The organism is Vreelandella subterranea (assembly GCF_900111305.1).
Taxonomy (GTDB): domain Bacteria; phylum Pseudomonadota; class Gammaproteobacteria; order Pseudomonadales; family Halomonadaceae; genus Vreelandella; species Vreelandella subterranea.
On the sequence record NZ_FOGS01000007.1, the window covers coordinates 159,170 to 178,655 of the forward strand.

Genomic DNA, 19,486 nt, shown 5'->3' on the forward strand with positions numbered 1-19,486 from the left:
TCATGATGGAGCGACACTATTTTTATTCGGCGTCTCGCTGGCGTGAGGGCGGCATGGGCGAAAGCTGGCAGCACGGCATTTTTTCCACAAGGACGTGGCTGCCCGCGCCGCAACGTTACCTGATGGATAAAGCACTGGCGCTTGCGAAAGAGGGGCTTGATAAGCGCCAGCCCAATAACAGCCAGCCCATCCGCCTTTTGGCCCTCAACCGAATTTAAGGTGCCGATCATGACCACTACCGCCGTAATGCAGCCCACCGGGCGCGAAGTCTCCGCCGAGGCGTTCCACGACCACCGCCACAGCGGAAAGCAAAGCGCCAGCCGGCAGCGCGTTCTTGAGGCCCTTACCGCTGGCCCGATGACCCGCAACCAACTGGCAGGGCGCACCGCGTTGCCGCTATCCAGCGTGTGCGGCCGCTGCCGTGAATTGCTCGACGCGGATCTGATTACCGTGATGGGTACCACCCAAGACAAGCCCGCCCGCCAGCTGCTGCAGCTGACCGATGCGGGGCGAGTTGTGGCTCACAGCGAGGTGAATGATGAATAAGCCGATTGAGCCGGGGTGCCTGGCTTACGTTACGTATTCCGTCAGAAAACCTTGGCTGGCATGGACAAAGTGCCAAGTTATAGCGCGCTGCCCTGAGGGATCGCCGACAGTCGAAGGTGAGCCGACCGGCCATGGCGAATGGGACTGTGACCATCCATATGTGCCGGATGTTGCTGTGTTCCACGAGAAGCAACTAATGCGGATTGATGAAGGCGACCCCGACACGGCACAGGAGCAAGATCAGGAGGTACCTGAACATGCCAACGCTTAAGCCCATCGACCACCAGAACATTGTCATCCGATTGCTCGGAATGACCTCGTGCAACGCCGCGCACCTCACCACGCTTGCGCATGCCCACAAGCTGCCGGTGTCGCTGCATGAGATCCGTGTTGCCTGTGACGCGCTGGTCGAGCAGCAGTTTGTCGAGCACGCCCCTGGGTACGCCTACCGCCTGACCGCCGCCGGCACGGTTGAGCTGCCTGCCGTGCCGTTGCTGGAGAGCTACTACACCGCTGGCGCCAGCACCGGGGGTGCGGCATGACGCATAAGGCCTACATACAACCCAAGTGCCCTGATTGCCACTACCGTAAGGCTGCCGCTGAGTTTCGCGACCCGGGCACTGGTGAGCCGTTGCCAGCGTGTAAGCAATGCATGAGGACCAAGCAGCGGGGAGGTGCCGCCCATGGGTAATGTGAAGGAATGGACACACGCTGAGCTATGCGCCGTTGCCGTGAAGTGGCTCAAACGCCCCAACAGCAACAACGGCCATGGCTGCCACGTGGCGGTGAGCGAGGTTCGTTCGGGCTGGACCGGTGAGATACCGGATGCGATCGGCTTTCGTCAGTCAGGCCACCCGCCGAGCGATGGCTCGGTGGTAGTTGAGGTCAAGGTATCCCGCGGCGATTTCCTGTCGGACAAGAAGAAGCCGCACCGCATCGAAGGCGGCTTGGGTAACTGGCGCTATTTCATGTGTCCGGAGGGGATGATTCAGCCTGACGAATTGCCCGAGGGCTGGGGGCTGTTGTGGGTAAACGCTCGCGGCCATGTAAAACCAAAGGCGGGTTTCGCCCGTGCTCTGGCGGATACCAGGAATTACGTCAACCACCAGGAGGCGTTAGCTGCCAACCGCCAAGAAAGCGACTGGGACGGCGAGAAGTTCATCCTGGTCAAGCTGTTCTCCCGCATCGGCGACCCCGAGGCCATGAACCTCAAGCTTCGCGAATCGCTCGGCGAGCAAAGCCGCCTGGCCCAGCGATGCAACAGCATGCAGGAAGAGTTGAGAAAGCTAAAGCTCGATCTATGGACGGCCAAACGGCGCGGTTCTGATGACTCCTCAGAGAATAGAGGGGATCGCAAGAGCCCGCTTCGGCCTGCAGCAGGAGGTAACCCATGGACGTAGTAAACATCTACCTACTGGGCGTGATGACCGGCGTGTTTATCGTGATTGCTTGCGCGGCTGGCGCGTTCTGCTGGGGCGCGGGCGACTTCTATACCGGCGATGGAGGCCCTCGGGATGACGGATAAAGCGAAAGGCGGTCTTCAAGCGCGCCGCGCGGCAATGCTCTGCCAGAACTCTCGCTTTGGGCTGTACCTCGACCAGCGGCGCCGCCAGGCAAACGACTTGGATCGTAGCGACCTACCCGACGGCACGCACACGCCCAGCGACTGCACCGACTGGCTTCGCCATGCGTGCGGTATCAACAGCCGTGCCGAGCTGGACCACAACGACGACGCCCGGGCGATGCTCGACAAGATCATGGCGGACTACAACAAGTGGGAGCGCCAGCAGCGCCTCAACGACCGGATAGCAGGAGGTGTGGTGTGAGAGTCGTCGATAAACGGAAAGCGGTTAACGGTCGATCGGAACGCACCGCCGCGATGGTGCTGGTTCTCGCTTTGATCATCTCTACATGGCTGGCGCCAGTTACCAATGGCGGATTGGCCAACCTGGCCACGTTCACAGCGTGGGCGATTGGGCTGGCGGTGCTTGTGCTGGCAGTTCTCGGTATTTGGCTGGGGTCGGTGCATGAAGAGCCCGTGTACATACATCCGGTTCTGCGCTGGGCATTCTCTTTGGGCTGGTGGATTGCTGTTGCCTGGGCGGCCTACCACGGCATGCATTGGCTGGCGGCGCTACATACGCTGAGCGGCGTGCTTCTATGGCTCAACAAGGCGCGGAAGGTGAAGGCATGACGATGCGGTTCCAGAAGCCCCGACGCCCGCGCGCGCTCAAGAATGACGGCACGCCCCGCGCTCGCCCTGTGGATTGGGAAGGCCAAGAACAGGCCGTGCTTATTCGCTGGCTGCTGGGCGAGAAGATGCGCGGCGAGCCGGTGGGGCAGTTATATGACGCGATCTATCACGTCCCGAACGGTGGCCAGCGCAACAAGAAGACTGCGTCTGACCTCAAGCGGCAGGGCGTGAAGGCGGGGGTCAGTGATCTACCCGTTAGGCAGGCGCGTGGCGGGTGGCATGGCCTTTATCTGGAGTTCAAGGCAACGCCGCCACGTGATGCCGCTCTGGCGACTAGCCAGTTCGAGTGGCTTGAAGGCAGCGAATACGAAGGCTACTGCGCCGTGCTGGCGCTGGGTCTTGATGAAGCCAAGGCGGTGCTCAGGGAATACGCCAGCTGGCCGCGCACGCAAATCGTCGGCGAGCGGCTGGCGCTGCAAAACGGTACCGAGTGGAGGAAGGGCTAATGGGCATGGCATTGATGAAAGAGGGGATGACGATGCGGGAAGAGTTAGAGCGGATGCCAATGCGCCGGTTGCGGGAGATCGCGCGTGAGTCTCATGAGGAGCATGATCCGGAGGCTGCCCGGGTGTTCGTCAATCGTATCCTCGATATGGAAGTAGAACGGCGCACCTGGTACGCGCATGAGAATCCTGGCTTTCAGCCTTTCAGCTCTGCCGCAAAACTGGGCGAGCATCCAGGCGGCGGTACCGCTGCCGCTGACCCGCTGGTGATTGCGTATGACCGTGGAATTCGTGTCCACGCGGCGCATGAGGAAGCCCGCCAGTTCCTCGAGCATGCCCGGCTGACACCGCGCAACCTGCTGGCCGCGCTGATCCAGGCGGCGAAAACCGACAGGCGCGTGACTGGCCCGTGGGGCAAGAGCTACGACCAGATAGCGGCGAACGTGGGGCCCTACGCGCAAAGCCTGGGTTTCTCGCCCGGCGTGATGCACGGCAAGACGTTGGTGTGTTACGACACCATTAAGCACGAGAAGGATAGCCGCGTGTGGATGGAGAGGGTGGAGACCAAGCACGTGGTGCCGCTGTTTAGGGACGGTATAGCTATAAAGAACGCTGCAAAGCAAGCTCGGGTAGCGCTTATATTACTCGCAAAGTTATAAATCATATTGACAGCTTCGCAAACGCGAAGCTATAATAGGGGCATAGGGTACGAAATCAGTTCGACCCAACTCTTAGAGAGAGCCCCGCAATGACCTTTCTGCACACTAGCCCTTCTGCAATTACCGAAATCAATGCTTTTGGCCGTTTTGGTGAATTCTTGTTCTTCACTGTTGATGCGCCCTACGTGATGACAGCCGGTGATTATGTGACCTATTCCCTTGAGCTTGATGAGAGTCAAATCGTTGATGCTGAGTCACTTTTTTACCATCAAGATGCTGAAAAGCTTTCAGGCTTGGTTCAGAAAGTAGCTGACCTCGTTGGCTGTGATGAGGATATGGCAGAAGAGCTGATCGCACAGCGTGCCGATGTTCACTCTATCGACTGTGATATTGAGCCTGAGGACTTGGCAGAGGCGTCTTGGGATATTCAGCGCATGGCGGGCGAAGCTGCCTTGTTGCTAGGTTTTGCAGGGGTCGCTATGGATGATGAGCAAGGCCGCGCTTACTTGATCAACATGGCTGACCGTGTGTCACAACTAGAAGAGGTAGCAAAGTGAAGCCAGATAGCCAGCGTTACAGTTATTCAATAACGTGGTCAGAAGATGATCAGCAGTTTGTAGGGCTATGTTCGGAGTTTCCCTCGCTGTCGTGGCTGTCCGATACACAGGAAGGCGCTTTAAAAGGCATAGCTCAAACAGTGCAAGATGTCCTCGTGGATATGGAAAACGATAGGGAGCTTATGCCTAGGCCCAACATTTCAGGCAGGGTCCATGCTGATGAAATGCGAGGATCAGAGCTCCAGGCATTGCGAAAGCTGCTAATGCTTGATGTTCGTGAAGCTGCTGAAGAGATCGGGCAAGTGTCCGCTCGAAGCTGGCAATATTGGGAGTCGGGACGTTATCAGATCCCTTCCGATGTTGCAGAGAAAATGTGGGCAGCTGTCGAAATTTATAAGCACCTTAAGGCGCAGATTGATAGCCTGGCCACAAAGCAAACGGGCTTTGATATGTCTTATTACACTCGCTTTGATGAATACCTAAGAGACCACCCCGGCAAGAGCATTATTGACTGGCGAATAGAGCAGGCTGTCGCTTCTGAAGCCTTTTCTAAAGGCCATGTTGTCATTGTGTAGCTGAGGTGTTGATGAAACCGCGTAACTATCAAATTGAAGCTGTAGATGCGGCTGCTAACGCTTTTAAGAGTGAGCAAAAAGCAACTGTCGTAATGTGCTGCGGGTCAGGCAAAACCCTTGTGTCTAGGCTTATCGTTGAGCGCGTACACCACAACCTGGTAATGGTGGTGGCGCCAACCGTTATGCTGCTTAACCAGTTAAAACGGCTTTGGGATGGGTTAAATGAGTTAACGATCATTGTTGATCATGAGAACCCAGAGAACAGGGAAGATCTTGCGGGCCTTCTAGCTCACCATTCCTCTGTAACGGTTCTGACTACCTATCATTCTGCACCGGAGTGCGTGCAGGCTTTCGATGAGGCAGGTAAGCAAGTAGACATAGCCGTTTATGATGAGGCCCACAAGACAGCAGGCAGCTTTGCTGGGAAATTTTCTACCACCCTTGATGACTCACTGCCTATTCGTAAGCGCTTGTTTGTGACTGCTACTCCTCGTCATGCTGATTATAGCGGTAAGACGGATAAGCACTTCTTTACAATGGACAATCCTGAGCAGTACGGGCCGATTGTTTATAACTACCCGCTCCGGCGCGGTATCGAAGACGGAACCGTTACCGATTATCGCGTGCTGGTTGCGTCCGTTACCGATGAAGAGGCGAGAGAAAGTCTGTCAGAACCTAACGACCAGACAAAAATGCCTGCCATGGCGCTGGCGCTTAGTAAGGCTATGCATGAGTTCGACCTTAATAAGGTCATTACCTATCACGCTACTATTGAGGAGTCGCGAGAGTTTGTTGGGTATCTTGCCCGCTACCTTCCTGACGTAAAGGTGGTGCATGTGTCGAGCGAGCAGACCCGGGATGAACGCCTGCTGGCATTTAATACATACCGAAATGAACATAAGGCGATTATTACCAATGCCCGCGTATTAGGTGAAGGTATTGATGTGCCTGCTACTGATGCCGTCATGTACTGCACCCCTAAAACCTCGGTGCAAGACATTGTTCAGACCTCAGGTCGAGCTATGCGTGTTAGCCCAGGTAAGGATTTTGGGTATGTCATTATCCCGGCTCTCACGAAGGCAGATCTAAATTCCGATGAGTTCGGTGACTTCAATCCGGTCATTGAGGTGTTAGGCGCCCTGGCTGAGAACGACGACTTACTCAAGCAGATTATTAAACTGCGGCTAGAAAATGAGTGGGAGTTCGAGCAGGGGTTAAGCAAGTTCGTCAGCTTCACGTCAGTTGGAACGGGTGATTTTGATTATAAGAAGCTGCTCAGCTCTATTAGCTTGCGAATGATCAAATCAATGAATGCCTCGTTTTTTGAGAGGCTTGAGCAGTTCATTGAATACCGAGACACCTTCGGCACGGCGCTGGTACCCACTATGAACACGGGCTCGCTGGGCATTTGGGTTAAACACATGCGCAAGCAGTTCTCGCTTGGGCTTTTGGCGTCTGAAAAGGTGGACATACTTAACCGTGAAGGCTTTGTCTGGGATGTGAGCGAGAGCCATTTCAATGAGCAGTTGAGCCAGCTGAAGCGCTATCTTGAGCAGGGAAACTCTGTTGAGCAGGCAAGTACAGGCCCTTTTATGGGGTTTATCAAAAATGCACGGGCTAGGCAGCGGGCAGGCACGCTGCCTGAGCGCCGAAAGAAAGCCCTTGAACAGCTTGGTGTATATTTCGATGTAGATGCTTACCGATATGAAAGCATGCTGAGGGATCTTCGAGAAGCCAAATCAAAAGGTATTCCATTGACCGAAGGCGGGTTTACAGACTGGATTAAGTATCAACGTCAGAAATATAAAGATGGCTCTCTTGAGCAAGGAATCATTGATGCATTCAATGAAATGGGCATCCCGCTAGAACGTGATTTTGAACAAGTGTTTAATGATAACGTCACCCGTTTGGCCAGCATACTGCAGTCAGGGAAAAGGCCAGAAGGCAAGCTTCGCAACTTTATGAAAAGGCATCGAACTCTTCATAGGCAAAACAAAATCAATGAGGATAGGCTGAAAGCTATCCGAAAAGCTGAGCAAGCCTATGGTGTAAGAATTTTGGGAGATTGATCTAACTACATGTTGTGTTATTGACACGGTTGATCTACCATTTATTTAGGCTGGCGCATGTTGCCGCTAGCCGCCACACACCCTAAGCCCTGCCGGTCACCCGGCGGGGTTTTTTCGTGTCGGGAGTCGGGTAATGCCGAGCTGGTGTTGGCAAGCCAGTGACCGTTAATAAACCAATGATGCTCGGGTTATGCGTATGCGCACTCACTGAGCGCAGCCCGCCGCCATAGACACGCAGCGGTCGACAGTGCGCCGCCGGAAACGTAACCGGCACTGCTCCCCTGCGTAGCCACCTGTCTACGCCTTGCCCTGCTCGTGCGGGGCTTTTCTATTTCTGAGGTCTCGATATGTCGGCGCATTCGCCTACTCACTGGTATGAGGAGGCGGAGCTCTTGCGCTTCGAGCCTCCCGAGCCTGTTGATACCCGGGCGGGCAATGTGGCCGCGTTCCTGGACATGCTGGCTCACGCTGAAGGTACAACGCGTTTCGGCGATGAGAATGGCTATAACGTCCTGGTGGGTGGTGAGCTGTTCAATTCTTACGACGACCACCCGCGCCAGCTGATCTGGCTGCCTGCATATGAGATCAACTCCAGTGCGGCAGGCCGCTATCAGTTCCTGACCCGAACCTGGGATGACCTGGCCGAGCGCTTTGACCTGCCAGACTTCACGCCCGCCAGCCAGGACCTGGGCGCTGTTCACCTAATCCGCCAATGCAAGGCGCTGTCGCTGATCCATGACGGCCGCATCCGAGAAGCCATTCACGCCTGCCGCAAGATCTGGGCGAGCCTGCCCGGTGCTGGCTATGGGCAGAGAGAAGTGGCAACAGATGAACTGCTGGACGTTTACAAGACGGCTGGTGGTATTTCCATCGACTAACTGACGAGGCCCGCCCGCGAGGTGCGCCATGCACAAACGAATTAAAGAGAACCGGCCCATGCCTAACCGCGACCCAAACAACTGGCAGTGGTTGATCAGCATGATTCCGTACCTGCTGCTGAGCGCAGCGACGTTCACGGTGGGTTTTGTCACTGTGCTGCACAACGGTGGGCCCTGGCGTAAGGCGCTGATGAGCGCGACTGTTGGCACCATTCTTTCTCTGTCTCTGTACCCCGGCTTCCTTTGGCTGACGGACTATTACGGTCTGCCTGATGAGTTTGCCTTCGCTGCCTGCGTGTTCTTATCGATCATGGGGCTTGAGTGGATCCGTGCTAAGGCTGACGGCCTGTATGAAGTGCTGCTCGGCTTCCTTAAGAAGTGGCTCAAATGATTGCTTCACTGAAAGCCAAGGCAGTTGGACTGGTGGTGAGCGGACTGGCCCTGGCGTCCGTGTTCTTCTACTGGCAGCACGTGATCGGCGAGAGAGACGCCTACCAGGCAGAAGCCGAGCACCAACGCGACCGCGCCGAGATACTGCAGGAGCATCAGCAATGGCAGCGCCAGCAGATAAAAACCCTCAACGATGCCATGGCCACACGTGACAAGACGCTGAACGACATCGCCGAGGACATGCGCGCCAGCAACGCCGCGCTTGAGCAACTAGGAGAGCAGAATGCGGAAATACGTGACTGGCTTGATCGGGGCGTGCCTGGCGGTGTTGATGACTGGGTGCGCCAGCTCCAGCAGCCAACCGCCGGTGATGGCGTGCGACTGCCCGACGATCCCGACACACCTGACGAGTGAGCTACCAGCGCCCGAGCCCAAGCTAGATAGCAACCGTGGGCTGCTGCTGTTGCTGGCTGAGTATGAGGCGTTACGCCGCCGGTTCAATGCGGACCGGGCGGCGGTGGTTGAGATACTGGCTAATGATCCAGGGGGTGAATAATGCCGCTTCCAACTAACCGCGGCTTTTGGCTGCTCGCTGCTGCGGTAGCGAAGATCGTTAAATTCTTCCGCTGGCTTAAGAAGGTGTTGACCAACTAATGCCCGGTTCCCCGCCACGCCCATGCCGCGCCCCAATGTGCGCAGGCAAGACTACACACAAGCACGGCTACTGCGATACGCACGCCGATCAGGCGGTTACCTGGAAGAAGCCAGCCCACAAGAAGTCGGGCCGCGGCGGTAGGCCGTGGCGTCGTATTAGGGAAAGGATACTGCAGCGGGATAAAGGCCTGTGCCAGCCATGCCTTCGCAAAGGGATTTATACGCCAGCAGCTGAAGTCGACCACATCGTCAACGAAGCCTCAGGCGGCACTGACGTTGACGATAACCTTGAGGCGATATGCAACCCGTGCCACAAGGCCAAGACCCAGGAAGAAGCCCGCCGGGGCCGTGGCGTGGACGCCTGAGGGGGAGGGGGGATCAAATCCCTACAGCCTCTCGCCAGCGGACACCGACGCCATAATTAAATTTTTATACCCGCGAAATTGAAAAATCAGGTCGGCGAGAGGAAGTAGCAAATGACAAGAGGTCGCAAACCCAAACCGAGCCACCTGAAAGCAGTGCAAGGCAATGCCGGAAAGCGCGCCGTTAACCACGATGAACCCCAGGGCGATGAACTGACCGAAGTGCCGTTGCCACCCGAATGGCTGGACCCGATCGGCATAGAGATGTGGGAGAAAATCGGCCCCTGGTTGGTGAGCTCCAAGATCCTGACTGGATCAGACCTGGCGAATCTTGAAGCCTACTGCGCCGCCTATGCGCGGTGGCGAACGGCAGAGAAAGACATTGCCAAGAACGGCATCACGGTGGCGGGCATGAATTCCGAAGTGAAGAACCCGGCCTGCACCGTGGCGAATGAATCCCTGAAACAGCTAGTGACGTTTGGCAGCGCGCTGGGTCTGGACCCTTCAAGCCGAGCGCGCCTTGCGGTACCAGGTGCCAAAGAAGCCGGAAACCCATTCAAAGACCTGATAGGCAAAAAGCGATGAAGCTCCATGGCCAGTTACCCGAACGTCAACGCCGCGAACAAGTACGCTCGGGACGTAGTGGCCAACAGGATCCCCGCGTGCAAGGAGGTCCGGCAGGCTTGCCAGCGCCATCTGGACGATCTCAAGGCGCAGAAGTCCCGGTCAAATCCGTACCGGTTCGATAAAGACGAAGCCGAGCGGTGCTGTGACTTCATCCAACTGCTGCCACACACAAAGGGCAGATGGGCGCGTGAGAAACGGCTCATCAAGCTTGAGCCCTGGCAGCTGTTTATCGTTGCCAGCATCTTTGGTTGGCTGAAAAAGAAGACGGGGCTTCGCCGCTATTCAGAGGCTTACATTGAGGTAGAGCGTAAGAACGGCAAGTCAGTGTTGGCAGCAGCCATTGCGAATCTGTTGTTTTGCGCCGATGGCGAGTACGGCGCTGAGGTCTACTGTGGTGCGACCACAGAGAAACAAGCGTGGGAGGTGTTTCGCCCGGCACGCTTGATGCTGATGAAGTCGCCAGCGCTGTTAAGCGCGGCAGGCATCGAGATCATGGCCAAGAATATCTCGATCCCTGAAGACGGCAGCCGTCTCGAGCCGCTTATAGGCGACCCGGGCGACGGCTCTTCGCCAAGCGGCTCGATAGTCGACGAGTTCCACGAACACGATAAGCCCAATCTGTACGACACCATGGCCACCGGTATGGGGTCTCGGGATCAAGGGTTGATGTTCATCATCACTACCGCGGGCTTCAACCTGGCGGGGCCCTGTTACGACAAGCGCCGTCAGGCCCAGCAAATGCTGGATAAATCGCTGCCGAATGACGAGCTGTTCGCCATCATTTACACGATCGATCCGGGGGATGACTGGAAAGACCCTGCAGTACTACGCAAGGCAAACCCCAATTTCGGTATATCGGTAGGTGAAGAGTTTCTGCTCAAGGCGCAGCGGGACGCCGTGCGCTACCCCAGCCGCCAGAACAGTTTCCTTACCAAGCACTTGAATGTCTGGGTGAGTGCGCGGACGGCGTGGCTCAACATGGCCAGTTGGCACGCGCTGGGAGATGAGTCGCTAAAGCTTGAAGACTTCATCGGCAAACCCTGCTGGTTAGGTGTCGACCTTGCGAGCAAAACCGACATCGCCAGTATCGCGTTGCTGTTTCGTGATGAGGTGCCCGACAAGAAAGGGCGCATGAAAACGCGCTGGACCGTGTTCGTTCGCAATTATCTACCGGAAGGCGCGGTAGAGCGTGCCAGCAACAACAAGGCCGCTTACGAGACCTGGGTAAATAGCGGTGACCTGATCATCACCGATGGCGAAGAGCTGGACTTCGATGTCATCCGTGACGACATCAAAGACCTTTCAGGCCTGTTCGAGATAACCGAAATCGCCTACGACCCCTGGCGCGCTACCCAGCTGGCGCACCAGCTTATGGCAGACGGCGCCAGTATCGTGGAGTACCGCAACACGGTTCAGAACATGAGCCCCGCCATGCGGGAAATGGAAGCCGCTATCACCGGCGGCCGCTTCCGGCACAGCAAAGACCCAGTGCTGACCTGGATGGCCAGCAACGTCGTGGCCAAGGCCGACGCCAAAGACAACATCTACCCACGTAAAGAAAAGCCCGACAACAAGATCGACGGCATCATCGCCATCTTGATGGCACTCGGTCGCGCCGTGCTCACCGAAAACGACGAGCCGGAAGAATCCATTTACGACACCTCGGACGTTACATGCTGATCAATCTCATTACTTTCACAGTCGGCCTGCTGGGTGTCGGGCTCGTCGCGTTTGGCGCGTGGCTGATTCTGCCCGCGGCGGGCTACATCGTCGCGGGCAGTTTCTGCCTGCTCTGGTCATGGCTGGTATCCCAAGCCGCAGCCCGGGCAACTCAACCGGCAGAACCCAAAAACAATGAAGAGGATCGCTAATGTTCTGGCCCAGCCTCTTCAACTCAGCCGCCACAGGCAGCCCCCAGAAAAGCCAGAACTGGACAGGCAACTGGGTGAGTTCCAATACCAGCCGCCAAAGCGCGGCGGGCACGATGGTGAACTCCGAAACCGCTCTTGGCATTAGCGCGTTACGTGGGTGCGTCACCCTATTGGCTGAATCGCTGGCGCAGTTGCCCTGCGAGCTATACCGCCGTGACGACCGGGGCGGTCGCGATCGGGCGACGGATCACCCGCTATACGATGTCATCCATAGCCAGCCCAACAGGAAAGACACTTCGTTCGAGTATTACGAGCAGGGCATGGGGCACCTGGCGCTGGAAGGCAACGAGTTCTCGCTGATTGAGCGTGACGGCGCGGGATACCCAACAGAGCTTATCCCCATCCACCCCAAAAAGGTGGGCGTGCTGAAAGGCCCTGACGGGCTGCCTTACTACCAGCTACTGGATTACAAGAACCAGATACTACCGATGCGCTCAGTGCATCATGTCAAGGCGTTCTCGCTGGATGGCTTTGTCGGCATCTCTCCCATTGCGACTAACGCCGACACCATCGGCTTGGCCATGGCGACCGAACAACATGCCTCCGCGGTGTTCCAGCGCGGCGCCACGATGGCAGGCGTGATTGAGCGGCCGCGAGAATCTACGGCGATTAAAGACCAGGCCTCTGTCGATCGGTTGCTGAGTAAATTTACAGAGCGCCACGGCGGCGGCTTGCGCAACGCCTTCTCGGTAGCGTTATTGCAAGAGGGCATGCAGTACAAGCAGCTGGCGATGGACAACGAAAAAGCGCAGCTGCTGGAGTCGCGAAACTTTGGCGTGGTTGAAGTCTGCCGCCTTTATCGCGTGGCGCCCAACATGATCCAGCACCTGGACAAAGCCACGTTCAACAACATCGAGCACCTGGGGCTGCAGTTCGTCATCTACACCCTGATGCCGTGGATAAAGCGCAAAGAGGCCGCGATGATGCGCGACCTCCTACTGCCGGAAGAACGCAAGAACCTCTATATCGAATTCAACGTGTCCGGCTTGCTACGCGGTGACCAGAAGTCACGCTTTGAAGCCTACGCCATTGCCCGTCAGTGGGGCTGGCTCAGCGTCAACGACATCCGTCGGCTTGAGAACATGCCGCCCATCCGTGGTGGAGACCGCTACCTGACCCCCATGAACATGGTCGACTCGCAGGTACAGAATTCGCTCAACGCCACGCCCCAACAAATGCAAGAGATCGAGGGAATACTCGCATGCACTCAGCAATGATCAACTACCCGCATATCGCGTCGATGGTGTTCAACACACCCCTCTACGCCACGCCCACGCTTGTGCAGGCCGTGCGCAACGTCCTCGAGCCTCGCCTGTTGGGGCGCACCCATGACCTGCCGCAAAGCCTGGGGCTGGATTCAGGCAGTGGCGAAGAGCGCGAAATGCAGCGCTTAAACGTTGCTGGCCGCCTGGCCATCATTCCTGTGCATGGCGTACTGGTTGCGCGCCGCGGGCACATCAACGCTGCCTGCGAAGAGATCCTCTCCTATGAAAAGCTGCGCGGCCAAATCAACGCCGCGCTCAAGCATGAAATGGTTGAAGAGATCGTGCTCGACTTTCACACCGGCGGTGGCCATGCCATGGGCTGCAAGGAGCTTGCCGACTTCATTCGAGCTAGCACGCAGATCAAACCGATCACGGCGATCGTCAACTTCGCCGCGTACTCCGCAGGCTATTACCTGGCATCAGCCTGCTCGCGCATTGTCGCCAGCCCAACGGCGGGGGTGGGTTCCATTGGCGTGATTGTCGAAACTTACGAAGTCAGCCGCATGGAAGACGAGATGGGCATCACGTTCAACACCTACTATCGCGGCGATCACAAGAACAACAACTCACCACATGAGCCGATCACCGATCAAACCGTGCAGGAAATCAACAAAATATTGGATGAAAGTTATGCCGAGTTCACAGAGTCGGTCGCGAGCTTCCGCGGGCTAGACGTGTCAGCGGTGATAGACACCCAGGCGCGGCTGTACCGACCCAAAGAAGCCCTTGGCGCCAAGCTGATTGATGAGATTGCCCCCGCGCAAGACGCAATCGATACCATCGCCCAACGTTACACCAGCAACACTGGGACCACCCCAAGAAACAACCGGAGCATTCGTGCCCAGGCGCGAGCGCTCGATACCAGTTGTCAGCTCTAGCCACGCGGCGGAGCGACATATCGGCGGCCACGAGCCGCTTTTTTTGTGCCTAAACGAAGAGGAAACATCATGCCTAATATCGAAGAACTCCGCCGCAAGCGTGCCGAGATTAACGCGCAGGTGCAGGCCCTGGCGGCTGTCGAAACCGAAAACGGGGAGCTCAACGAGGAGCAGCTTGCTGAATTTGACAAGTTGGCCGCCGAGTTCGACAAGTTAAGCGCGAGCCTGACTCGAGCTGAAAGCATCGAGCGCATGAACGCTGCGGCATCCGAAGCCGTGCCTGCCTTTGGCGGTGGCCAGGCCCCGGCCGTTCACACCAAGCCTGAGCTTAAGCAGTACCCAGGCGCCAAAGTGGCGCGTATGGCCATGGCCGTTGCCGCAGGCAAAGGCGATATGCAGTTGGCCTCCAAGTTTGCCAGTGGTGAAATTGGTGACGCCGACGTGGCCATGGCGATCGATACCAGCTCTGCATCAGGTGGCTCACTGATCCCGCAGAACATGCACGATGAAGTGATTGAGCTCCTGCGCCCGCGCACGGTTGTTCGTGGCCTGGGCGCTCAGACCATGCCGCTACCCAATGGCAACCTGAGTATCCCGCGCATGGCTTCCGGCGCCACGTCCAGCTATGTGGGCGAAGGGTCTGATGTATTGGCCTCTGAAGGCAGCACTAATGATGTTGCACTGCAGGCCAAGACCATGATCACCCTGGTACCGATGAGCAACCAGCTGATAGGTCGCGCCGGGTTCAACGTCGAGCAGATGTTCCTTAACGACATGATCGCCAGCATGGCCGTTCGTGAAGACAAGGCCTTTCTACGCGATACCGGTACCAGCGACACCCCGACGGGCTTTGCCAAGATCTGCCAGGATGAAGGCCGCGTAGTTCCCTGGTCAGGCACGGTTGATATGGCAGGCATTGATGAATACCTCGATGCACTGATTCTGACCCTGATGGAAAGCGATAGCCTCTTGATCGCACCAGGCTGGGCGCTGGCGCCGCGTACCTACATGAAGCTAGCAGGATTGCGCGATGGCAATGGCAACAAGGTCTACCCCGAAATGGCACAAGGGGAGTTGAAAGGCTGGCCGATCAAGCACACCACCACTATCCCCAATAACCTCGATACCTCGGGTGCCACCAACAATAACGAAACCGAGATCTTCTTTGCTGATTGGAACGATGTCGTTATCGGTGAAAGCGACATGATGACAATCGACTTCAGCCGCGAAGCGACCTACAAGGATGCGGGCGACAACCTGGTCAGCGCGTTCTCGCGTAACCAGTCACTTTTGCGCATGGTGAAAGAGCATGACATTGCTTTCCGTCATCCGGAAGGCCTGGTACTTGGCACTGAAGTGCCCTGGTAATTTCAGCCACCTTTAAGCCTGCCCGCCGTTGGCGGGTAGTGCTTGCTTACCTTGTCATTAAAGGAGTGCCACTATGGCAGCCGTCAAGAAGACCGAACGCCAGACAGTATCTATGACCTTCCGTAAACCTTGGGGCCGTTACTCCAAAGGCGACCGCGCAGGCTTTCCGGAAGAACGCGCTAAGCAGTTGGAAGATCGAAAGATTGCGGTGCGTAGTGCTGATGTCAAAGCTGAAGAAAATGAAGAAAAGCCCGCGGGGAAACAAACCCCAGCCAAGGGTACTGAAGGTGCCGATAAGGTTTGAGCCTTGTCACCGATAACGCTTAAGCAACGCCGCCACTTGGCGGCGTTGTTGTTTCTGGCTAATGGCTTCTACGACGACAGAGAGTCCCTGAATGCTCACGCTAACACGCGCCAAACTGCACCTACGGTTAGCCACGACCGAACAGGAAGCAACGGCCTATATCGATGAAGACGCGATCATCCAAGGGCTTATCAACGCCGCCTATCATTACGCCGAGAACTACACGCAGGCAACGTTAGCAACGGCCACCAAAACGTTGGTGCTTGATGGCTTTCCGGAAGGCAGTGACGCCATAGAACTGCCGTGGACACCGGTCACTGCCATTGAGTCCCTGGACTACATCGATGCTGAGGGTGTCGAGCAATCACTCGATGCCGAAACACTGAGGCTCGACACCCGGCCGATATACCCGTTGCTGGCGCCGCAGTGGGGCACCGAGTGGCCACATACAACTGACGAACCCGAGAGCGTCACGATTACCGCCACCGCTGGCGCTGAAGAAACACCGCCCGATGTCGACGTGGCTGTGTTGCTGCTGGTTGGCCATTGGTATGAAAACCGCGAAAGCGTTGCGATCGGCACCATTGCCACCGAAATACCGATGGGCGTTGAGATGCTGTTAGAGCCGTATCGAATCCATAGCGTGGGGTGATGAATGCAGGCCGGAAAATTACGCCACCAGGTCACTCTCGAATGGTGGGGCAAGAGCGAGCGCACTGACTCTGGCGCAACGCCGAGTGAATGGCAGCCAGGCACTACCGTATGGGCAGAGGTCGAACAGCTTCGCGGGCGTACGCTATTCGCCGCACAAGAAGCCAACGCCGAAACCACTGCCCGCATTCGCTTGCGGTACCGGGCAGACATCGCCGCCGCTACCGGCAAAACCCTGCGACTGCGTCACGGTGATATTACCTACCAACTGGAAGGACGCCCAATTGATATGGGCGGCCGCCGACGTGAACTGGAGCTGATGTGTCATGAGTGGGTTTGATTGGCAGGCTCAGGGGGCGGAGCTTCAGGAAATTCAGCGCGACCTCAGAGATTTGGAAGATAACCTCAAAGAGCGCGCCATTCGTGCGGGGTTGGTTTCTGTTGTTTCTCCGGTAAAGAAAACCGCCAAGTCAGAGGCACCCACCGAAAGTGGTGACATGGCCCAAGCGATTGGCCACCGCAACATCAACAAACGTCAGCGCAGCCGCCTAGGTTTTAAGGCAGGTGAGGTTGGCATATTGGTTGGCACCAACCGACGCATCAATGGCATTTGGCAAGGGCGCAAGGGCATGTGGCAGGAGCACGGCACCGAGAACATGGACGCCAACCCGTTCCTATGGCCCGCCATGCAACAGCATCAAAGCGGCGCCCCCGGGCGTTTCTATGAAGGGCTCGCCAAATACCTCGATCGCCAGCGCAGCAAAGGGGCCATTGCATGATTGATGACATCATCACCGCGCTGAGCGGGGCAGGGATCACCGCCGCGCCGAGTAGCGAAGCCGACCCCAGCCGAGCCGACACCGTGCCCGGCCTGGTTGAGTTGGTGGACCCCGTTGTGGATAGCGCCCTCTGGCCGCTTAACCTACCGGCAGACGCCCCCGCTACCAACGGCGTTTACAACCTGGCGGGTCAAAGCAGCATCGAGGTAGACGGCTACCGCTTGGGGCGCAAGGACACCTACGTCCTGAGCCTAAGGGCACCAACGTTCGACCCGCTTCGCACAATGAGCACACAGCTGATCGAGCGCGTAGCCGACCAAAGCGGCATCGAGGGCTGGGAAATCACAGACGCCGCCACCGATTACGAATTCGACCAGAAACAGTACCGTGCTCATTTCGAACTGCAGGTCACCAGCTTGGCCATGGCATCCCCCGCGCTGCCTGCCGCGTTCGTGCACCCTGTGCAGGCGAACACCACGCCCAACGGCTTAGGCACAATGAAGGTCCGCCAAACCGTCACCGAGCTGATTGCGGTGGTACTGGTGGCCGAGCAATCAGAGATCGACGCCCAGCGCCGTGCCATATCGTCGGCTCTGTTGGGGTTAGAAAGCCCAGCCGATGCCTTCGCCCCGCTTGAATACGCAGGTGGGCAGCGCGTGGCTGTCTCTGGCAGCCACGTCTATTGGCGTGAGCTATATGGCTACGACCGCCTGATTCGTAGCTGATCATCACCCACCCCAACCACCCGCCGCGTGCGGGTTTTTTTATGCCTGGAGGAATCTCCCCATGCCCAACCAAGGCGGCCGCTATGTCATGCGCAACGGTGAGCGCGTGCTCGTTGAGCGTAGCGGTCACAAACGCGCCCCAGTTCAGCCCGCTGCCAAAGCGGCCAAGCAACCCGTAGAGGAGTCACCCAATGAAGACTCGCAAGAAACTGCTGCTAGTAGCACCGGAGAGTGAATACGGCGCGGGTGCAGACCTCGCGGCCGCTATTTTGCTCGTTGTGTCGGAGCTGGAAAGCAGCCCCTACGAAGGGGACCGCGTAGAACGCGCGCGAATTCGCCAAACCTTTGGTGCCGAGGTAGAGGCCAACGCCGCGCCTTACACCACCGTGACGGCGACCATCCCGCTGGCAGGCTCTGGTACAGCGGGCACGCCGCCAAACTTTGGCCTGCTGCTGCGCGCCTGCGGTATGTCGGAAACGATAGTGTCTGACGTCGGCTCGGAGAGCGTTACCTACCAGCCTGCCACCGACGAACACGAAAGCGCCTGCGTGTGGTTTGTGGAAGACGGCCAGCTACAGAAGGTGCCGGGTGCGCGCGGCACTATTGAGTTTTCGTTGACCGCGAAAGAATACCCGACCATGCAATACACCATGACCGGCTTTTATCAACGGCCCGAGGCGCACACCGACCCCGTCACGCAGACTGTCACCGACATCGCGGACGAACTGGTAGTGAACAAGCAAAACACCGCCACGTTCAGCGTTCACGGTCATGAGGGCTGCGGTCAGTCCATGTCATTCAGCTTGGGCAACGAGGTTGTGCACCGCGCGTTGATTGGCTGCGAGGGCGTGTATATCACCGATCGCAGCGTGTCGGGCCAGGTTGAGATTGAAGCGCCTGACATCACGACCAAGAACTATTTCGAGGCAATGGAAAGCCACGAAGGCGTGACGCTCGGTGTCATTGAGCTTGAGCACGGCAAGACAGCGGGCAACATCGTCAACATCCGTGGGCCAAAAGTTCAGCTGGCGACGCTCTCCCGCAATGACGCCGATGGCCTGGTGCATTACCAAATGGACGCCCGATACACCCCCGATGCTGGCGATGATGAAATCGCCATTACGTTTAAATAAAGGAGTAAGTCCGTATGACATTCAAATTAAAGCCGATCCCAGACGTGTCGCTAAGCGTACTTATTAACGTCCCAGGGGACAGGGGTAAATCAACGCAGCACACCATCACAGTACGCTACCGGTTGTTAAGCGTGACCGAGCAGCGAGAAATATTCGACGCTTCGCCAGAAGACCGGCCTAACGATGATGACCTGATGGCCCGTGATGTGATTGACATTGAAGGCATCAAGGACGAAGACGGTAAAGTGCTGCCGTACGACATCGAGCTGCTTTCACAGTTAATGGATATTTCCTATGTCCGTGAGCCCATCATTAACGGCTGGTTGAGAGCGCAAGCGGGAGCAGGAGAGGCGAAGCAAAAAAACTAAGAACCCTCGGTCGGCACTGGGCGGAATCCGGCCGGGGTGGAAGAAACGAGCTCGGCGATGATGCAGCGGT

At 57.2% G+C, this 19,486-nt stretch carries 30 protein-coding genes; all 30 read left to right on the top strand.

Annotated elements, in window-relative coordinates:
* Positions 1-2: 2 nt before the first annotated feature.
* A complete protein-coding gene (locus tag BMX75_RS11655) occupies positions 3-218 on the top strand; it encodes a hypothetical protein (RefSeq protein ID WP_092828113.1) in 216 nt (71 codons plus the stop codon).
* Between the two features lie 10 nt (positions 219-228).
* Complete coding sequence (locus BMX75_RS11660; protein ID WP_092828115.1) at positions 229-546, top strand: helix-turn-helix domain-containing protein; 318 nt, start codon at positions 229-231, stop codon at positions 544-546.
* Between the two features lie 257 nt (positions 547-803).
* Complete coding sequence (locus BMX75_RS11670; protein WP_092828119.1) at positions 804-1,088, top strand: hypothetical protein; 285 nt, start codon at positions 804-806, stop codon at positions 1,086-1,088.
* Between the two features lie 141 nt (positions 1,089-1,229).
* On the top strand, positions 1,230-1,946 hold the full coding sequence (locus tag BMX75_RS11675) for an adenylosuccinate synthase (RefSeq protein ID WP_092828121.1): 717 nt from the start codon (positions 1,230-1,232) through the stop codon (positions 1,944-1,946).
* On the top strand, positions 1,937-2,071 hold the full coding sequence (locus BMX75_RS18335) for a hypothetical protein (protein WP_281244556.1): 135 nt from the start codon (positions 1,937-1,939) through the stop codon (positions 2,069-2,071). The genes BMX75_RS11675 and BMX75_RS18335 overlap by 10 nt, the downstream gene beginning before the upstream one ends.
* Complete coding sequence (locus BMX75_RS11680) at positions 2,061-2,372, top strand: hypothetical protein (RefSeq protein ID WP_092828123.1); 312 nt, start codon at positions 2,061-2,063, stop codon at positions 2,370-2,372. The genes BMX75_RS18335 and BMX75_RS11680 overlap by 11 nt, the downstream gene beginning before the upstream one ends.
* Positions 2,369-2,740 (top strand): hypothetical protein, encoded by a 372-nt coding sequence (locus BMX75_RS11685; RefSeq protein ID WP_092828125.1) that lies wholly within the window; start codon positions 2,369-2,371, stop codon positions 2,738-2,740. The genes BMX75_RS11680 and BMX75_RS11685 overlap by 4 nt, the downstream gene beginning before the upstream one ends.
* Positions 2,707-3,246 carry a VRR-NUC domain-containing protein gene (locus BMX75_RS11690; protein ID WP_245748516.1) on the top strand — a complete coding sequence of 180 codons (540 nt, stop codon included), beginning with the start codon at positions 2,707-2,709 and terminating at the stop codon, positions 3,244-3,246. Before BMX75_RS11685 ends, BMX75_RS11690 begins: the two co-directional genes overlap by 34 nt.
* Positions 3,246-3,902, top strand: coding sequence for a hypothetical protein (locus tag BMX75_RS11695; RefSeq protein ID WP_092828129.1), 657 nt, complete (start codon positions 3,246-3,248; stop codon positions 3,900-3,902). The genes BMX75_RS11690 and BMX75_RS11695 overlap by 1 nt, the downstream gene beginning before the upstream one ends.
* 89 nt (positions 3,903-3,991) lie before the next feature.
* The gene (locus BMX75_RS11700) at positions 3,992-4,459 is read left to right on the top strand and encodes an AcrIF11 family anti-CRISPR ADP-ribosyltransferase (protein WP_092828131.1); all 468 of its coding nucleotides are present in this window, start codon (positions 3,992-3,994) and stop codon (positions 4,457-4,459) included.
* Positions 4,456-5,034 (top strand): Aca2/YdiL-like domain-containing protein, encoded by a 579-nt coding sequence (locus BMX75_RS11705; protein WP_092828133.1) that lies wholly within the window; start codon positions 4,456-4,458, stop codon positions 5,032-5,034. Before BMX75_RS11700 ends, BMX75_RS11705 begins: the two co-directional genes overlap by 4 nt.
* 11 nt (positions 5,035-5,045) lie before the next feature.
* Positions 5,046-7,103 carry a DEAD/DEAH box helicase gene (locus tag BMX75_RS11710; RefSeq protein WP_092828135.1) on the top strand — a complete coding sequence of 686 codons (2,058 nt, stop codon included), beginning with the start codon at positions 5,046-5,048 and terminating at the stop codon, positions 7,101-7,103.
* 392 nt (positions 7,104-7,495) lie between these two features.
* A complete protein-coding gene (locus BMX75_RS11715; RefSeq protein WP_281244557.1) occupies positions 7,496-7,981 on the top strand; it encodes a glycoside hydrolase family 24 protein in 486 nt (161 codons plus the stop codon).
* A gap of 58 nt (positions 7,982-8,039) precedes the next feature.
* Positions 8,040-8,372: a phage holin family protein gene (locus tag BMX75_RS11720; RefSeq protein ID WP_092828139.1), complete on the top strand. Its 333-nt coding sequence runs from the start codon at positions 8,040-8,042 to the stop codon at positions 8,370-8,372.
* Entirely contained in the window at positions 8,369-8,785 is a 417-nt protein-coding gene (locus BMX75_RS11725) for a hypothetical protein (RefSeq protein WP_092828141.1), read from the top strand. The genes BMX75_RS11720 and BMX75_RS11725 overlap by 4 nt, the downstream gene beginning before the upstream one ends.
* A 239-nt stretch (positions 8,786-9,024) precedes the next feature.
* Positions 9,025-9,390: an HNH endonuclease gene (locus tag BMX75_RS11730; protein WP_092828143.1), complete on the top strand. Its 366-nt coding sequence runs from the start codon at positions 9,025-9,027 to the stop codon at positions 9,388-9,390.
* Positions 9,391-9,501: 111 nt separating this feature from the next.
* The gene (locus tag BMX75_RS11735; RefSeq protein WP_092828145.1) at positions 9,502-9,972 is read left to right on the top strand and encodes a phage terminase small subunit P27 family; all 471 of its coding nucleotides are present in this window, start codon (positions 9,502-9,504) and stop codon (positions 9,970-9,972) included.
* A gap of 6 nt (positions 9,973-9,978) precedes the next feature.
* Positions 9,979-11,694 carry a terminase large subunit gene (locus BMX75_RS11740; RefSeq protein ID WP_092828146.1) on the top strand — a complete coding sequence of 572 codons (1,716 nt, stop codon included), beginning with the start codon at positions 9,979-9,981 and terminating at the stop codon, positions 11,692-11,694.
* Complete coding sequence (locus BMX75_RS11745) at positions 11,688-11,885, top strand: hypothetical protein (RefSeq protein ID WP_092828148.1); 198 nt, start codon at positions 11,688-11,690, stop codon at positions 11,883-11,885. Before BMX75_RS11740 ends, BMX75_RS11745 begins: the two co-directional genes overlap by 7 nt.
* The gene (locus BMX75_RS11750; protein ID WP_092828150.1) at positions 11,885-13,162 is read left to right on the top strand and encodes a phage portal protein; all 1,278 of its coding nucleotides are present in this window, start codon (positions 11,885-11,887) and stop codon (positions 13,160-13,162) included. Before BMX75_RS11745 ends, BMX75_RS11750 begins: the two co-directional genes overlap by 1 nt.
* Positions 13,147-14,088, top strand: a complete 942-nt coding sequence (locus BMX75_RS11755) for a S49 family peptidase (protein WP_092828152.1) — start codon at positions 13,147-13,149, stop codon at positions 14,086-14,088. The genes BMX75_RS11750 and BMX75_RS11755 overlap by 16 nt, the downstream gene beginning before the upstream one ends.
* A 69-nt stretch (positions 14,089-14,157) precedes the next feature.
* Positions 14,158-15,456: a phage major capsid protein gene (locus tag BMX75_RS11760; protein ID WP_092828154.1), complete on the top strand. Its 1,299-nt coding sequence runs from the start codon at positions 14,158-14,160 to the stop codon at positions 15,454-15,456.
* Between the two features lie 73 nt (positions 15,457-15,529).
* Positions 15,530-15,760 carry a hypothetical protein gene (locus tag BMX75_RS11765; protein WP_092828156.1) on the top strand — a complete coding sequence of 77 codons (231 nt, stop codon included), beginning with the start codon at positions 15,530-15,532 and terminating at the stop codon, positions 15,758-15,760.
* 91 nt (positions 15,761-15,851) lie between these two features.
* The gene (locus BMX75_RS11770; protein ID WP_092828158.1) at positions 15,852-16,412 is read left to right on the top strand and encodes a head-tail connector protein; all 561 of its coding nucleotides are present in this window, start codon (positions 15,852-15,854) and stop codon (positions 16,410-16,412) included.
* A gap of 3 nt (positions 16,413-16,415) precedes the next feature.
* Complete coding sequence (locus BMX75_RS11775) at positions 16,416-16,751, top strand: phage head closure protein (RefSeq protein ID WP_092828160.1); 336 nt, start codon at positions 16,416-16,418, stop codon at positions 16,749-16,751.
* Positions 16,738-17,190 carry an HK97-gp10 family putative phage morphogenesis protein gene (locus BMX75_RS11780; protein ID WP_092828162.1) on the top strand — a complete coding sequence of 151 codons (453 nt, stop codon included), beginning with the start codon at positions 16,738-16,740 and terminating at the stop codon, positions 17,188-17,190. Before BMX75_RS11775 ends, BMX75_RS11780 begins: the two co-directional genes overlap by 14 nt.
* Complete coding sequence (locus tag BMX75_RS11785; RefSeq protein WP_092828164.1) at positions 17,187-17,915, top strand: phage tail terminator protein; 729 nt, start codon at positions 17,187-17,189, stop codon at positions 17,913-17,915. Before BMX75_RS11780 ends, BMX75_RS11785 begins: the two co-directional genes overlap by 4 nt.
* 61 nt (positions 17,916-17,976) lie before the next feature.
* Positions 17,977-18,150: a hypothetical protein gene (locus tag BMX75_RS18075; RefSeq protein ID WP_175474731.1), complete on the top strand. Its 174-nt coding sequence runs from the start codon at positions 17,977-17,979 to the stop codon at positions 18,148-18,150.
* Positions 18,107-19,048: a phage tail tube protein gene (locus tag BMX75_RS11790; protein ID WP_092828166.1), complete on the top strand. Its 942-nt coding sequence runs from the start codon at positions 18,107-18,109 to the stop codon at positions 19,046-19,048. The genes BMX75_RS18075 and BMX75_RS11790 overlap by 44 nt, the downstream gene beginning before the upstream one ends.
* A 14-nt stretch (positions 19,049-19,062) precedes the next feature.
* On the top strand, positions 19,063-19,416 hold the full coding sequence (locus tag BMX75_RS11795) for a hypothetical protein (RefSeq protein WP_092828168.1): 354 nt from the start codon (positions 19,063-19,065) through the stop codon (positions 19,414-19,416).
* Positions 19,417-19,486: the final 70 nt, after the last annotated feature.

What these genes read in the sequence shown, in the direction of transcription:
- BMX75_RS11655 (WP_092828113.1), top strand. Translation starts at nt 3, where the DNA reads ATGATGGAGCGACACTATTTTTATTCGGCGTCTCGCTGGCGTGAGGGC.
- BMX75_RS11660 (WP_092828115.1), top strand. Translation starts at nt 229, where the DNA reads ATGACCACTACCGCCGTAATGCAGCCCACCGGGCGCGAAGTCTCCGCC.
- BMX75_RS11670 (WP_092828119.1), top strand. Translation starts at nt 804, where the DNA reads ATGCCAACGCTTAAGCCCATCGACCACCAGAACATTGTCATCCGATTG.
- BMX75_RS11675 (WP_092828121.1), top strand. Translation starts at nt 1,230, where the DNA reads ATGGGTAATGTGAAGGAATGGACACACGCTGAGCTATGCGCCGTTGCC.
- BMX75_RS18335 (WP_281244556.1), top strand. Translation starts at nt 1,937, where the DNA reads ATGGACGTAGTAAACATCTACCTACTGGGCGTGATGACCGGCGTGTTT.
- BMX75_RS11680 (WP_092828123.1), top strand. Translation starts at nt 2,061, where the DNA reads ATGACGGATAAAGCGAAAGGCGGTCTTCAAGCGCGCCGCGCGGCAATG.
- BMX75_RS11690 (WP_245748516.1), top strand. Translation starts at nt 2,707, where the DNA reads ATGGCTCAACAAGGCGCGGAAGGTGAAGGCATGACGATGCGGTTCCAG.
- BMX75_RS11695 (WP_092828129.1), top strand. Translation starts at nt 3,246, where the DNA reads ATGGGCATGGCATTGATGAAAGAGGGGATGACGATGCGGGAAGAGTTA.
- BMX75_RS11700 (WP_092828131.1), top strand. Translation starts at nt 3,992, where the DNA reads ATGACCTTTCTGCACACTAGCCCTTCTGCAATTACCGAAATCAATGCT.
- BMX75_RS11710 (WP_092828135.1), top strand. Translation starts at nt 5,046, where the DNA reads ATGAAACCGCGTAACTATCAAATTGAAGCTGTAGATGCGGCTGCTAAC.
- BMX75_RS11720 (WP_092828139.1), top strand. Translation starts at nt 8,040, where the DNA reads ATGCCTAACCGCGACCCAAACAACTGGCAGTGGTTGATCAGCATGATT.
- BMX75_RS11725 (WP_092828141.1), top strand. Translation starts at nt 8,369, where the DNA reads ATGATTGCTTCACTGAAAGCCAAGGCAGTTGGACTGGTGGTGAGCGGA.
- BMX75_RS11730 (WP_092828143.1), top strand. Translation starts at nt 9,025, where the DNA reads ATGCCCGGTTCCCCGCCACGCCCATGCCGCGCCCCAATGTGCGCAGGC.
- BMX75_RS11735 (WP_092828145.1), top strand. Translation starts at nt 9,502, where the DNA reads ATGACAAGAGGTCGCAAACCCAAACCGAGCCACCTGAAAGCAGTGCAA.
- BMX75_RS11740 (WP_092828146.1), top strand. Translation starts at nt 9,979, where the DNA reads ATGGCCAGTTACCCGAACGTCAACGCCGCGAACAAGTACGCTCGGGAC.
- BMX75_RS11745 (WP_092828148.1), top strand. Translation starts at nt 11,688, where the DNA reads ATGCTGATCAATCTCATTACTTTCACAGTCGGCCTGCTGGGTGTCGGG.
- BMX75_RS11750 (WP_092828150.1), top strand. Translation starts at nt 11,885, where the DNA reads ATGTTCTGGCCCAGCCTCTTCAACTCAGCCGCCACAGGCAGCCCCCAG.
- BMX75_RS11755 (WP_092828152.1), top strand. Translation starts at nt 13,147, where the DNA reads ATGCACTCAGCAATGATCAACTACCCGCATATCGCGTCGATGGTGTTC.
- BMX75_RS11760 (WP_092828154.1), top strand. Translation starts at nt 14,158, where the DNA reads ATGCCTAATATCGAAGAACTCCGCCGCAAGCGTGCCGAGATTAACGCG.
- BMX75_RS11765 (WP_092828156.1), top strand. Translation starts at nt 15,530, where the DNA reads ATGGCAGCCGTCAAGAAGACCGAACGCCAGACAGTATCTATGACCTTC.
- BMX75_RS11770 (WP_092828158.1), top strand. Translation starts at nt 15,852, where the DNA reads ATGCTCACGCTAACACGCGCCAAACTGCACCTACGGTTAGCCACGACC.
- BMX75_RS11775 (WP_092828160.1), top strand. Translation starts at nt 16,416, where the DNA reads ATGCAGGCCGGAAAATTACGCCACCAGGTCACTCTCGAATGGTGGGGC.
- BMX75_RS11780 (WP_092828162.1), top strand. Translation starts at nt 16,738, where the DNA reads ATGAGTGGGTTTGATTGGCAGGCTCAGGGGGCGGAGCTTCAGGAAATT.
- BMX75_RS11785 (WP_092828164.1), top strand. Translation starts at nt 17,187, where the DNA reads ATGATTGATGACATCATCACCGCGCTGAGCGGGGCAGGGATCACCGCC.
- BMX75_RS18075 (WP_175474731.1), top strand. Translation starts at nt 17,977, where the DNA reads ATGCCCAACCAAGGCGGCCGCTATGTCATGCGCAACGGTGAGCGCGTG.
- BMX75_RS11790 (WP_092828166.1), top strand. Translation starts at nt 18,107, where the DNA reads ATGAAGACTCGCAAGAAACTGCTGCTAGTAGCACCGGAGAGTGAATAC.
- BMX75_RS11795 (WP_092828168.1), top strand. Translation starts at nt 19,063, where the DNA reads ATGACATTCAAATTAAAGCCGATCCCAGACGTGTCGCTAAGCGTACTT.